Genomic DNA, 13,261 nt, shown 5'->3' with positions numbered 1-13,261 from the left:
TTTCACTGAAAAATATATTAGTTAATAACTGTCTTGGAGTAAATTTTCATGTATGATTTGATTAAAAAAGCTGTTTATGATGATGAAGCTGCAATTGAAATATCAAAAATGAATAAGGATGTAACATCCGTAGTTGATGCAATTTCAGAATTGTCATTTGAAGAAACAATGAAATTGGGAATGCAATTTAAAAGATTTCCGTTAGGCTGCGATTTAACAGAGGTAGTCGTTGGAACTTGTGCATCAGATTTGGAGTTAATGGATTTGTTGGGTAATTGCCGATTGGCCGATATGTTTGGTGCTCCAATTCATATTTGTGCATACGCTTTTTCAGACATAGCCGAAAAATTCGGAATGAGAGGTGTTGAAGTGATGAGGAAGGTACATGAAATTGTTGATGTGCCTCTGGATTTGGATCACTTCGGTGAAAATGGTGCGATGAGACTTCCTAAAAACATCAGTGGGTGTGGCGGCGAATGTTATAATAAGGGTCCTGCATTTACTGAATGTCCTCGTGGAAGAATTCATGAAAGATTGATTGATAAGGAACTCGCCGAAAAAGATGATAAAGAGGAATGGGTTAAATTGTCTTCCTCCGTTGCGGTAAATGTCACCTGTGAACAGACAGGGGATGGTCATGCGGCTCCATTAAGGGAAGCTGAAGATATTGCAAATCTGGCTAAAAAGTATGGAAGGGGCTTGGAATCAATCATGTTTGTTGGTGACGGTTATGATGAAGTAATCACTGGATTTGAAAAATCCATTGAAATTGGTGCAGATGTTATTGTTGTTGAAGGAGGTCCGTTCAATAGATGTGAAAACACTTCAGAGGCATTTGCAAAGACAATTGCTGCTGCAAGAATATTGTCTCCAGGAAAGGTGGTTGCGACAAATGGAGCTTATGAACATGAAGTAAGGGTGGGCCTGAGATCCGGTTTGAATATGGTAATTACAGGTTTTCAAAAAAATCATCATGGATATATGTGTGGATTTGAGCCTGGAACTGCCAAGAGAGGAAAATTCGGACTTCCAAGAATTATTCAGATTATTAACGAGGAATTCCCAAATAGGGGCCTTCCGGTCCAAAGACCTGACTTATTGTCATTAACAACTGCCGTTAAGATTGCAGGGCCTGACTATGTATATCCAAGAAAAATCGGTGAGTATCATGTTGGTGATGCCCATTGGGCAACGTTGGTTAATTCCAGAATGTATCAAAACATTGAGTTAAAGCATACATTAAAGGATATTGTTGAATTGGCCGAGGGAAATACAATAGCGCTACATGGTGGAAGGTTTATTTCATGGGTAATCGCTAATGAATTGGATAGTTTCGTTGATGAAATTGTAATTTCAGACATCGACGATTGGGTATTGAAAAATACTGTTGATAACTTGCAAAATGAATTAAATGCAACTATCATTGCTGAAAAGGATGATAAGGCTGCAGCAGATAGTGCTGACTTTTCAATTGCTTCTTCAACAATGATTCCAGTTAGGGACAGTATTTTGAAGAAAGTGCCTGATGCATTAACAATAGTTTAGATAATAATTTTTTAAATAAAAGTATGTTTTGAAGTAGTATTATTTTTATAAAAAGTATTACTACTTTTATCTTTATAGTTTTAATAATATTTTCACTCTTTAATTCAACATATTTCATTATTTTTATAAATTGGATGGAATGCTTTATCGATTAATGCAGATAATCATTTTATTAACTTATTTCGTTGTTTACGTCTTATTTGTGCAGTTTTTGCTATTATTATTTTTTCTTAAAAAATCAACCTCATTCATTTTTTCATGAAATAAAGATATGTGGTTTGTGTTTTGATTTTTTTTAAAGCTTATTTTATCTTTATTGTCTTAAAAACTTCCAATTTTGAGAGTAATACTATAATAACCTTTATATGGTTATTACTAGTTAGTAGGGTATAGATTATTTTAATTAATTCTTTTAATTTGAATAATTTGGAGATTATTTTAATAATTGGAGAGAGTAGTATGGAAATTACTGTAGAAAGAATGGCCATGATTAGAGAAGATTACAATCCCAAAAATACTAATTTAAATTTGGATGTTGATTGGGCTGTCGAATATACAAATACTGACCAAAGGGATATAAACTATATTATTGTTTTAAAATCCTCCTCAAATTTGAATTTAAATTTTAAGGTTGAAGGATTGATCAGATTAGACATTTTTGAAGAATTCATCCAACAAGAATGTTCTCAAATCGTTTTCCATCATGCATGCACTATGTTGATGAATATGATTTCATTGACTAGACAGTCAAGTTATGAGCTATTTAAAGAGGATATTAGTTCTACAATAAATTTGAATGCTGCTTTTTAAAGATTTGGTGATGTATTATGTTTGAAATTAAACACACGTTATGCCCTTCATGCAGTGTTGGTTGTGGTATAAATGTGATTTTAGATGGTGAAGAAATTGTTGGGACTTTTCCCTATAAAAGGCATCCAGTTAACGCTGGTAAAAACTGTTTGAATGGAAGAAATTCCATTGATTGTTTTAAAAATAAATTCGAAAATGTTGATTTGACTAATTCAATTGCAGACGCTTCAAATGAAATTAAATCAGCTAATGCATCAGACGTATCTGTAATTTGTTCTGGTAATTGTAGTGTTGAAGATATTGCTGCAATTAAGGATTTCGCAGAATCTAACGGTTTTAATATTGGATTTTATGCAAATGATTTGAAGAATTTTGAGGATGTGGCCTCATATGATGAGATTGCAAATGCAAGCAAAGTATTTGTAATTGGTGATTTGTTGTATGAAAATCCGTTAATTGGAAGAAGAATTGTTCATGCGAAACAGAATGATGCCAAGATATATGCCTTAAGCAAAAATGAAAATGCAGTTACTTTCAATATTGCCGATGAAATTTCCAACTCTTCAGTTCAAGAATTTTTAGATAAATTCAAAGGAGAGATTGATGATTCTTCAGTCGTTGTATTTAATTATGTGGATGAAGCGGGTGATTTGGATAAAATAGAATCTTTAAATTGTAAAGCCCTACCTGTTTTCAGTAAACCTAATACAAAAGGTGCTTTAGATATCATTGATTCAAAATCCGCAGATGAAATGGTGGAGTTGTTTGATAATACTAAATTGCTGCTGGTTTTCAATGACGATGTTGTAGATGAATTCGATTATGATTTTACTAAAATATCTAAAATTATCACTTTTGCCTGCTGTGAAAATGATACTACAAAAATCTCAAACATTGTTGTTCCAGTTAAAACATGGTTGGAACAAGACGGGTCTTTTGTAAATGCAATGGGAGAAGTACAAAATTTCAATTGCGTAATTGGGTCTGATAATTTAGGTATTATTGAAGTTATCGGGGAATTAAACAAATAGAGGGATAATATGAGTTATGTTTTAGCAAAATCTCAAAATAATGAAATTCATGAAGCTGGTGAATGCGGAGGGGCCGTAACCAGCATTCTCAAATATTTGCTGGATGAAGGATTGGTTGATGGTGTTTTGGCATTAAGTCCTCAAGATGATGTTTATGATGCTTTTCCTGTTTTCATCACTGATTCACAGGATTTATTAAAAACTGCAGGATCTTATCATTGTGCTCCAACAATGATTGGTGATCTTGTTCAAAAATATTTCTTTGATAAAAAAGTTGCATTTACAGTCAAACCATGTGATATGAGGGCTGTTGAAGAGCTTATAGTTAGACACAAAATTAATAAGGATAATATTTACATGATTGGTTTAAATTGTGGTGGAACAGTATCTCCTGTTAGCGGAAGAGAGATGATTGACCTGTTCTATGAAGCCAATCCTGATGATGTCATAAGTGAAGAAATCGATAAGGGACAGTTTATCATTGAACTTGCAGACGGTTCCGAAGAGGCAGTCAAAATCCATGACCTTGAAAATGAAGGTTACGGACGCCGTAAAAACTGCCAGAGATGTGATGTGAAAATCCCAAGAAAGGCAAACATCGCCTGTGGAAACTGGGGAGCAGAGGACGGCTGGACATTCATAGAAATCAATGATGAAAAAGGCCAAGAATTAATAGATGGTGCAAAAAAGGCAGGAATTCTTGAAACCAAGTCTCCTTCCGAGCCTGCTGTTGAAGGCAGATCAAAAGTTGAAAATATCATGATCAAAATGGCTAAAAAGAATCAGGATGCCACTTATCCACTGGTTAGTGAAATGGATGAATGGAGCAGATGTATTAGCTGTTATGCATGTCGTGACATTTGTCCGATCTGTTGGTGCTTCGAAAACTGTGAATTGAACAAACCATACTTCAAGGATGAAGCAAACATCCCTCCTCTCCCAATAGCGTTCCAGGGAGTAAGGCTATCACACATGAGTTTCAGTTGTGTGGATTGTGGCCAATGTGATGATGTTTGTCCGATGGACATTCCTGTTTCATTGATTTTCGATAAATTGCAGAAAAAATACTATAATAGAACTGGTTATGTAGCTGGAGTTTTAGATGATATCAAACCTCCATTATACAGTCCAGAAAAAACAGAATTATAAGAGGTGGTTTGATGGCAGATGATTTAAAAATCGTAGGTTTATTATGTAACTGGTGTTGTTATGGTGGTGCTGATACAGCAGGAACTGCACGTATGCAATACTCTCCAAACATCAGAATTATTCGTGTAATGTGCTCTGGAAGAATCAACCCTTCAATGATTTTCAAAGCATTTCAGGAAGGTGCCGATGGAGTATTTGTAGGTGGGTGCCATATTGGTGACTGCCATTATGACGCAGGTAACTACAAATGGTCCAGAAGGTCAAAAATTGTAGAGGATATTCTTGAAGAGTTTGGGATTGAAAAAGAGAGATTCCGTCATGAATGGATTTCAGCATCCGAAGGTGAAAAATTTCAGAGAACTATGGAAGAATTTCATAAAACTCTCTCAAAACTTGGGCCATTGGAATTAAAATAGAGTTTTAAAAAATAGTCAGATATGATGATTGTAAATAGCTTATTGCTATTTACTCTCATTATTCAACTGTCTTTCTAAGATTAGTGTGTTAATCACTAATGTTAGAAAAATAGTTAGAATAGCAATATTTTGATTATTTTTCAATTAATTATCTTTATGTTGATAATTCATCATTAGCCGGGCAATATTGGTTGTTGGCATAACCAATTGATATTGCTTATTTTCTCCATCAATGTAAGATAATTAATAATCAAAAAAGAGATTTGTATGATCATATATGGGTTTCTTTCACTGTCTACAATAGCTATTAAAGTAATCAGCTCCTCTTGTCTTTAATAGCTATTTTTTTTAAATTAATTTTTGGAATCAATTTGTATTCTTGGATGGTTCAACAATTATATTACTTTTTTATAAAAAAATATTATTCTATGTAGTATTATTTTTTAAAAAAGTATTACATTTTATTTTTTAATATGTTTGGGGATAAAATCAAATTTTACTCCTTTATTTTTATCTTTTTAATGAAATATCTATTTAAAGTTCATGTTTGTATTTGCGAATTATTTTAAGGAAGTATTTTTTAATTTAAGATTATTTTAATGATTTTTTAATTTATTATTTTTTTTCGTCGGGGAATGTTGGGCTGTCCTTTTCGAATAATTTGGGTTGGGGCATATTTTTAATTTATTTAAAAGAAACTGACATCTTTATTTCTAATTTAAAGCTTGTTATGAATAGTAATACTTTAATAACATTTATATGGTTATTACTAGGTAGTATAGTATAGATTATCAAATTTCCCTGTTTGATAATTTATATGTCCATACCTCAATTTTAAAATTGGTCATATAACTAACTAACGTAAATAGCTAGTAATAGCTATTTACACTCTATCTTTCATTGCCTTTCAAAGATTAGTGAACTAATCACTAATGTTTGAAAGATGGTGAGTGATCTTTCATGCTTCATAGTATTTAAGAATAATTATTACATTAGTCAGCCAGTCAGATGTCGTTTGTCATGCTATTGTAATAATTTAGCCTCTCTATAGTTATTAAGGTTCCTCCTCAACTTTAATAACTATTTTTTTTTAAACTATTTTTCTATTAATAATGAAGTATTGCGTGTTTTTGATATCTATATTGGATGGAAGTTTTTAAAAAAAGATAAAAAATAGGGAATATTTAATCTGACAAGTAATAATATTCTCCTTTTTCTTTTTGTTCACGGTCTTTGTAACTGTCGAGTTTGTTAACTCTAGGCCTTTTTGTTTCTTTATCTCTTCTGAATGTAATGTTGAGATTTCCTAAAAATTCGTTCATTGCATTTCTCAAGTCAGTTGGCTTTGAAGCATGACCGTTCAAACCAGGTGTACCGTCAAATACCATTGCCCTATCTGAGATGTAATCGATAAATACGATATCGTGATCAACGATAAGTGATGCGGCATTTCTACTTTCAATCATTTTTCTGATTACTCTTGCAGCTATTAACCTCTGTTCAACATCCAAAAATGCGGTCGGTTCATCAAAAAGATAGATTTCAGCATCCGCTGCAAGTGTTGAAGCAATAGCTAGTCTTTGAAGTTCCCCTCCACTCAAGCCTTTGACAGGCTTGTCGAGCATGTCGTTCAATCCGAAAGGAGTCATAATTTCACTTTCAAAGATTTTGCTTCCGTAACTTGGTGCGTTCATGTATAAAAAGTCGCTTACACTGCCTTCAAAATCTGTAACTATGTATTGAGGTTTGTATGCGATTGTAACTTCCTCATCTACTTCTCCTGAGGTCGGCTCTTCAACGCCTGCAAGCATCTTTGCAAATGTGGTCTTACCGATACCGTTTGATCCGAATGCGGTCACGATTTCGTCATAGAATATTTCACCTTCGTCGGCACTCAATTCAAATCCGTCATAATCCTTGCGGATGTCTGTGTAGCTTGCAATCGCTTCGCCTTCATCTTCTGGAGTAGGCGGCCTTATTGTAAATTCAATGGCGTTTCTTCTGATTCTGACGTTTTCTTCAGCCAAAAATCCTTTGATGTAAGCATTGATTCCTAAACGAACTCCTTTTCTTCCGGACACTACACCATATCCGCCCGGAGTACCGTATAGGATATGTATGTTGTCTGAAAGAGCATCCAATGTAGCAAGGTCGTGCTCAATTACCAAAACGCTTTTTCCCTCTTCGGCCAGAGACCTGATTACCTTTACAGCATTAAGCCTTTGTGACACGTCAAGCCAGGATGTTGGTTCGTCGAAGTAGTAGAAGTCACCTTCCCTAAGCACTGTTGCAGCTATCGCAACCCTTTGAAGTTCTCCTCCACTCAGGTTTTCCATTTTTCTGTCCAAAACGTTTTCAAGCTGCAATTCTTTTGTAACGTAGTCAAGCTTGTCCCTTTCATTTACATTGGTGAGCAGGTCTCTTACTTTACCTTTAACAACTTTTGGAAGCTTGTCGACCATCTGTGGTTTTAAGATGGTTTTAACATTGCCTTCGGACAAATCCTGGAAATACTTTTGAAGTGCTGAGCCTTTGTAGTATTCAATCACCTTATCCCAGTTTTCAGGAGGATTTTCGAAGTCTCCAAAGTTTGGTATTAAGTTGCCTGCCAGGATATTCATTATTGTGGATTTTCCAATACCGTTCTGACCTAAAAGACCCAATACTGTTCCCTCTTCAAGTGTAGGAAGTCCAAACAGTTCAAATTGGTTCGGACCAAATCTGTGTATCGGATCGCCGGCGGCTTCAGGCAAGTTGATAATGGTAACCGCATCAAATGGGCATCTGTTGGTACAGATACCGCATCCTTCACATAATTCTTCAGATATCAGCGGTTTTTTAGTATCTTCATCAATTACTATGGTGTCCTCATCCATTCTAACACCTGGACAGTAATGAATACAGAGATAATCACATTTTTTTGGCTGACATCGGTCTTTGTCTAAAATTGAAATACGAGTCATTATTATCTTCCTATAAATATAATCATTAATAATTCTCTTTTTACTATTAATTAAATTTTTCAATAATATTTGCAAAAACTTTTTTAAACCATAACTAGATATCTAATACTGATAATATGAAACAGGTAATGATAGTCAGAACAGATTTGAAAATGCGAAAGGGAAAAATCGCAGCCCAATGTTGTCACGGATCAATTGGAGCATATAAGAAGTCACCTTCAGACAAGATTAGAAAATGGGAAAATGAGGCCTATGCAAAGGTGGTTTTAAAGGTTCAGACTCTCGAGGAGCTTACAGAGCTTAAGAAAGCGGCAGATGAAAAGGGCATTGTCAATTATCTTGTAGTTGATGCTGGACGTACTCAGATACCTACATCAAGCGTTACAGTTTTGGCTCTGGGACCTGATGAGGATGAAATCATCGATGAAGTGACCGGCGATTTAAAACTTTTATAGTCAAACTATCATTTAATCATATCTACTTTTAATTAAACGGGGTCGTGATTGTTATCATAAAACATGTTGTTAAGATTGGGGGAAGTTTGTTTCCTGAACATGCCATAAACCTGGCTGAAAAATTAAAGGATACCAATTCTCTTATTATTTTAGGCGGAGGCGAATTTGCAAACCTCATTCGCAAATATGATGATGAAATAGGATTTTCCAAGGAAGCAAATCACTGGACAGCTATTGATTGCATGGATATAATAGCTAAATTGGTCAATGACAAGGCAGAATCCACAAAATTGGCGTTTTCAATTAATGAAGCTGAGAAAATATCCTGCGAAGGTTTCACTCCTATTTTTGTAGTTTCCGATTTCTTGAAAAAGGAAGATCCGTTCGAATGCTCATGGGATGTCACTTCAGATTCCATTGCAGCCTATGTTGCCCATATCTTAAATGCGAACCTTTTTATAGTAACAAATGTAAATGGTATATATACCCAAGAACCAAAAGAGCCTGGTTCAACATTCATAAGTAAAATCGATGCATCAAATTTACTAACTTTTCAAGAGTCATCGATTGATGTAATGTTACCTTCTCTTTTATTAGAGTTTGGGACTAATTGTTATGTTGTGAATGGGAAGTATCCTGAAAGGGTTTTGTCTCTTTTAGATGATAATATAAATGATTATAACTTCAATTACACACAAATTATAGGTGATTAAAAATGAAAACTGTTGAATGTATTTCATGTAAACAAGAAATTCCATTAACTGGACCATTCGTAGAATTTGAATGTCCGATTTGTGGAGCAAAAATAGCAAGATGTGAAAAATGCCGTACCTTTGGTCACGCTTACAAATGCGAATGCGGATTTGAAGGACCATAAGTTTAAAATGGAGGAATTATAATGGGTGAAGTATTAACCACTATGAAAATCATGCCAGACAGTCCAGATATTGATTTGGAAAGTATTAAAGAAGCTATTAAAACATCAATGCCTGAAGGCGCTACAGTTCACGAAATTTCAGAAGAACCAATTGCATTTGGTTTAGTTGCTGTAATTTTACAATTCATCACCGAAGACGGTGAAGGTGGATCTGAAGCTGTTGAAGAAATGGTTCAAGCTATTGACGGCGTTGCTAGTTTTGAAATTACTGGTGTTGGAAGATTAATGTAAGATCTTTCAATCTTTTATTATTTTTTTATTCTATTTTTTTGGTTAGCCGAAATATTTATATATTATTTTATACAATCTGTTATATAACACGTGCTATATTTGGATAAAACCATGGCTAAAATTTAGGCATGCCTAAAAAATACCGAAACCTTTATATACTATGGCCAACTACTAATTATATGAGAACAGAAATTTAGGCACGCCTAAATTTTTTCTCTTAACACGTATATTATCAGTCGAATATACAATCTCCAAAATCTTTAAAAATATCGAATTAGTTTTCACAATTTTCTAATTTGATATTTCGGAAAATTATCTGCCAAATTTTCCATATAACTCTTCGGTGTTTAAAAATCACCTCAATTTTAAACACCTATTATCTATTTTTTTGAAAATATCATAATATATTAATTAGAAAAAATATAACTTCTCTATATAATTTTTAAAAAGATATTATTTTTTGAGAAAATAAGGGGAGTTTAAAAATATTTCTTTTCACTCCTTTAAGGAATGTTGATGATTACAATATGTCAGGCGAAAAATTTTTCATTGCAAAAATAGAGGAATTCATTTTGAGATTCAATAAACCCGATTTCATGGATTCTGCCGAAAAGGTTGAGGATTTGTTAAAAAATCCATCAGACAGCAAACTTCCTAAGGGTATTTTCAAAAGCAGTGACATTGGTGGAACACCTGTTTTCACATTTGGGGATGAAAACGCTACGAATGCTATTTTGTACATGCATGGTGGAGCTTATGTTATGGAAATAAATTATCAGCATTTATTATATTGTTTTTTGCTGTCACGAAAGCTGGATGCATATGTTGTTGCACCTGTTTACCCGCTTGCTCCTAAAAGTAGCGCTATGCAAACTTATGATGTAATCACAGGGTTGTATGAAATGCTGATTCAGAGGGGCAATTTAACTTTGATGGGGGACTCTGCAGGCGGCGGTTTTATCCACTCATTTTGCCAATATCTAAAAACAATAGGTCTGCCTCAACCGGAGAGAATCATAAGCTTTTCGCCATGGGTTGATGTGTCAATGAGTAATCCTCCTTATGACAGTGAAAATGATGTGATTTTAGGCGAAATCGGCCTTAAAGAGGTAGGTAAATCATGGGCTAGTGATTTAGACACTCACGACTATAGGGTAAGTCCGCTATTTGGGGATAATGCCGGTTTGGCCGATACATTAATCTTTGCAGGTACAGACGAAATATTTTACAAGGACATAAAAAGGTATGTTAAAAATCTGGAAGATGATGGTGTTAACGTAAAGTTCATCACTGGAAATGGATTATTCCATATATATCCTCTTTTTCCAATTCCTGAAGCAAGAAGTGCATTTAAAGAAATAAAAGAGATATTTGATTAAACTATCTCATGTACAGAATATATTTTCCAAATTTTGGGATTCTATAGATTATTACAGTAGCAATGTAACTGAAGATTATCAATAAAATCCAAAGTATTATTGCTTTTGACCGGTTCTGAATAAGGAAGCAGCACAACAAGTGGAAGCAACGGCAATCTGAATATGTTGTGCACTAAAAAGACTGCAAATGAGTATTTTGATAAGAATTTAACTAGAGGGTATGCTCTAACATTGTCCATTCTAGAGCAAAGTTCAAACAATGCGAATGATCCGGTCAAAACGAATGGGAATTCATACCATAGGAAAAAATCATATCCCTTAATGAATGAATAATACTGGAACACTACGCAAATTAAAAATGATACTATTGCAAGTATTCCCAATTTGCCGGAAGAATACTTTTTAAACAATCCTTTTTTAACTAAATATCCAAGAATTATATAAATTCCATAAACTCCTCCGCTGAATCCGAGGCAATATTGGATATTGACATTTTGGATGCCGTGCATGGCCATTACTGTTGTAATGAATGGAAGCAGGAATGCCAATAGTGTAAACACTATAGTTGCCTGATAGATTGTTTTCGGGTCAAATCGCTCAAGAGCCGCGGAAACAAATGGTATTGAAAGATACATTCCGATAATCATAGGCATATACCACATGTGACTGAAGAATAAGTTTCCGGCTTCTGAAATGTTAACTTGGGCACTTTCAACTGTAATTACCTGAAGGCTTATTGCATAAATTATTGACCAGATGACAGTAATTATGATTAGTCATTTGCAGTTTTTTTTCCAGAACTTACGGACACGCTCATCATCATAGTGCCTATCCAATAGCAGATACCCGGTTATCATTAAAAAGAAAGGGACGCCTATACGACCGATGAAAAGGGATGCAAAATTGAATATTCTTGAATAAATAGTGTAGTTCAGTATTGCATCAGATGAAATGATGAAAATTCCATCGGTTGCATGGATATATAAAACGGTTAAATTGCGATAGCCCTCACAAGGTCAATCCATTCGACTCTATTTTTTCCCATCAGATGTTCCCCATGATTTATAATTAATTGTTTATGTTTTGTTAAATAATAAGTTAACTGAATTTTTCTCATTTTTGTTTTCCTGCTTGAAGTCAGAATCCCCTCATTTTTTAGGTAAACCTAAAAATTTAGAAACATTTATATAGTCTGAGATGAATATTATAATTAGTGATTAATTTTAGGAATGCCTAAATTTAATTGCGATATGTCTTGGTTTTAAACCATATAAGGCTCCGATTATTGTTGTTTAATTGATTAATAACAAATTTTCTTAGTTGATTAAGACATATAACTACTCTCAAGAAATTAAATATGATTTTCATATTTAATTTCCACATATCAAATTTTTAGTTGATTTTTATGGTCAAAACAGAAAACAAAGCTAAATGCTGTTCTATTGAAGAAGATAAAAAAGAGAAGAAAAGTATCTTGAAAAGATTATGGTGTTTATTTTTTGGCTGCAATTGTAAGTAATTTTTATTATTTTGTTCAATTATGTGGTAATATTTAAGTACGATAAAAAAAATATACTCCCTTACAAAATTAATTAAAGGTAGGTTTTACTATGGGTAGGACAAAAAAGCTTATCATTGCCATTTTAATTGTAGTTCTTATTGGATTAGTTTTAATAATTGCAGGTGCGCTTTTCATGGGTGACCATTCCGAATTATCCAATGGAAATAAGAATATTTTGGTCTGTGCCATTGACGAAAGTGAAGACAGACCGGGTATGGGCGCATGTGATATGGCATTTATCATTCATTTGGAAAATGGTAATTTAAAGAATTATTCCGCATTTTATCCTGGTGGGATGACACATCCAACCGCTTCTGAACCGGAAGAATATCAAAAGCAAGGTGCAGGATCAGCATTGCTGATGCATGATGCCTTTTACAGTGCAGACAATGCTGAAGGAATGAGGCTTGCTAAGGAAATTGTGGAATACCGTACAAACGAATCCATAGACAATGTCGTGGCAATTAACAGCAAGGCATTAGATGCAATACTTTCCGCAGCCGGTGAGATTGAGGTAAATGGAACAAAAACTACTGCAAGCGGAATCGACATTATTCGTGAAGAGGATTGGGGTAATGGCGTATCTCGGGCTGACGCGGTACTTAGTATTGTTAAGGCGGCAGCTCAAAAGGCAAAGGAGCCTTCTGTAAAATCCGCTATGGTTAATGCTGCAGTTGACCAATACTCAAAAGGCAATATTATTATGGATGAACAAGGTGCCTTTGTAGGATTGTTGGCATCAAAAGGAATTGAGAACTTCTTTGGTTAATTCCTTTCTTTTTTT

12 protein-coding genes and 1 pseudogene are annotated in these 13,261 nt (G+C 34.2%); 11 read left to right on the top strand and 2 right to left on the bottom strand.

The annotated features are described in order from the left end of the window. Positions 1–48 precede the first annotated feature (48 nt). The 5 genes from hmdC to Q0W25_RS04625 all read left to right on the top strand — a co-directional run bounded on the left by hmdC (position 49) and on the right by Q0W25_RS04625 (position 4,951). On the top strand, positions 49–1,545 hold the full coding sequence (hmdC, locus tag Q0W25_RS04645; protein WP_298519493.1) for a 5,10-methenyltetrahydromethanopterin hydrogenase cofactor biosynthesis protein HmdC: 1,497 nt from the start codon (positions 49–51) through the stop codon (positions 1,543–1,545). Positions 1,546–2,004: 459 nt separating this feature from the next. Beyond that, complete coding sequence (locus tag Q0W25_RS04640) at positions 2,005–2,355, top strand: pilus assembly protein (protein ID WP_298519490.1); 351 nt, start codon at positions 2,005–2,007, stop codon at positions 2,353–2,355. Positions 2,356–2,372: 17 nt separating this feature from the next. After that, a complete protein-coding gene (locus tag Q0W25_RS04635; protein WP_298519488.1) occupies positions 2,373–3,386 on the top strand; it encodes a molybdopterin-dependent oxidoreductase in 1,014 nt (337 codons plus the stop codon). Positions 3,387–3,395: 9 nt separating this feature from the next. Beyond that, complete coding sequence (locus tag Q0W25_RS04630) at positions 3,396–4,535, top strand: Coenzyme F420 hydrogenase/dehydrogenase, beta subunit C-terminal domain (protein ID WP_298519485.1); 1,140 nt, start codon at positions 3,396–3,398, stop codon at positions 4,533–4,535. Positions 4,536–4,546: 11 nt separating this feature from the next. Beyond that, a complete protein-coding gene (locus Q0W25_RS04625) occupies positions 4,547–4,951 on the top strand; it encodes a hydrogenase iron-sulfur subunit (RefSeq protein ID WP_298519482.1) in 405 nt (134 codons plus the stop codon). Between the two features lie 1,184 nt (positions 4,952–6,135). Here the strand turns inward: Q0W25_RS04625 and Q0W25_RS04620 are convergent. Continuing rightward, positions 6,136–7,914, bottom strand: coding sequence for a ribosome biogenesis/translation initiation ATPase RLI (locus tag Q0W25_RS04620; RefSeq protein WP_298519479.1), 1,779 nt, complete (start codon positions 7,912–7,914; stop codon positions 6,136–6,138). A gap of 116 nt (positions 7,915–8,030) precedes the next feature. Between Q0W25_RS04620 and pth2 the strand changes: the two genes are divergently transcribed. The 5 genes from pth2 to Q0W25_RS04595 all read left to right on the top strand — a co-directional run bounded on the left by pth2 (position 8,031) and on the right by Q0W25_RS04595 (position 10,916). Beyond that, a complete protein-coding gene (pth2, locus tag Q0W25_RS04615; RefSeq protein WP_297828461.1) occupies positions 8,031–8,369 on the top strand; it encodes an aminoacyl-tRNA hydrolase in 339 nt (112 codons plus the stop codon). A gap of 56 nt (positions 8,370–8,425) precedes the next feature. Then, complete coding sequence (locus Q0W25_RS04610; RefSeq protein WP_367270522.1) at positions 8,426–9,082, top strand: delta 1-pyrroline-5-carboxylate synthetase; 657 nt, start codon at positions 8,426–8,428, stop codon at positions 9,080–9,082. Between the two features lie 2 nt (positions 9,083–9,084). Further along, entirely contained in the window at positions 9,085–9,246 is a 162-nt protein-coding gene (locus Q0W25_RS04605; protein ID WP_116670085.1) for a zinc finger domain-containing protein, read from the top strand. Between the two features lie 21 nt (positions 9,247–9,267). Beyond that, a complete protein-coding gene (locus Q0W25_RS04600) occupies positions 9,268–9,537 on the top strand; it encodes an elongation factor 1-beta (protein WP_297828465.1) in 270 nt (89 codons plus the stop codon). Positions 9,538–10,064: 527 nt separating this feature from the next. Further along, a complete protein-coding gene (locus Q0W25_RS04595; RefSeq protein WP_298519473.1) occupies positions 10,065–10,916 on the top strand; it encodes an alpha/beta hydrolase fold domain-containing protein in 852 nt (283 codons plus the stop codon). Positions 10,917–10,957: 41 nt separating this feature from the next. Here Q0W25_RS04595 and Q0W25_RS04590 read toward each other — a convergent pair. Continuing rightward, positions 10,958–11,896, bottom strand: a pseudogene (locus Q0W25_RS04590) (acyltransferase). Positions 11,897–12,526: 630 nt separating this feature from the next. On the opposite strand from Q0W25_RS04590, the gene Q0W25_RS04585 reads away from it, so the two are divergent. Further along, on the top strand, positions 12,527–13,246 hold the full coding sequence (locus Q0W25_RS04585) for a DUF4012 domain-containing protein (RefSeq protein WP_298519469.1): 720 nt from the start codon (positions 12,527–12,529) through the stop codon (positions 13,244–13,246). The last annotated feature ends 15 nt before the right edge of the window (positions 13,247–13,261 follow it).

This window comes from uncultured Methanobrevibacter sp., from assembly GCF_947166415.1.
GTDB lineage: Archaea > Methanobacteriota > Methanobacteria > Methanobacteriales > Methanobacteriaceae > Methanocatella.
The sequence above is the reverse complement of the archived record's forward strand: the minus strand, read 5'-3'. Positions and strand labels throughout refer to the sequence as shown.

Bases quoted from the DNA above. Each gene is read 5' to 3' on its own strand.
- Q0W25_RS04605 (WP_116670085.1), top strand. From the start codon at position 9,085: ATGAAAACTGTTGAATGTATTTCATGTAAACAAGAAATTCCATTAACT.
- Q0W25_RS04620 (WP_298519479.1), bottom strand. From the start codon at position 7,914: ATGACTCGTATTTCAATTTTAGACAAAGACCGATGTCAGCCAAAAAAA.
- pth2 (WP_297828461.1), top strand. From the start codon at position 8,031: ATGAAACAGGTAATGATAGTCAGAACAGATTTGAAAATGCGAAAGGGA.
- Q0W25_RS04600 (WP_297828465.1), top strand. From the start codon at position 9,268: ATGGGTGAAGTATTAACCACTATGAAAATCATGCCAGACAGTCCAGAT.
- Q0W25_RS04635 (WP_298519488.1), top strand. From the start codon at position 2,373: ATGTTTGAAATTAAACACACGTTATGCCCTTCATGCAGTGTTGGTTGT.
- Q0W25_RS04595 (WP_298519473.1), top strand. From the start codon at position 10,065: ATGTCAGGCGAAAAATTTTTCATTGCAAAAATAGAGGAATTCATTTTG.
- Q0W25_RS04640 (WP_298519490.1), top strand. From the start codon at position 2,005: ATGGAAATTACTGTAGAAAGAATGGCCATGATTAGAGAAGATTACAAT.
- Q0W25_RS04625 (WP_298519482.1), top strand. From the start codon at position 4,547: ATGGCAGATGATTTAAAAATCGTAGGTTTATTATGTAACTGGTGTTGT.
- hmdC (WP_298519493.1), top strand. From the start codon at position 49: ATGTATGATTTGATTAAAAAAGCTGTTTATGATGATGAAGCTGCAATT.
- Q0W25_RS04585 (WP_298519469.1), top strand. From the start codon at position 12,527: ATGGGTAGGACAAAAAAGCTTATCATTGCCATTTTAATTGTAGTTCTT.
- Q0W25_RS04630 (WP_298519485.1), top strand. From the start codon at position 3,396: ATGAGTTATGTTTTAGCAAAATCTCAAAATAATGAAATTCATGAAGCT.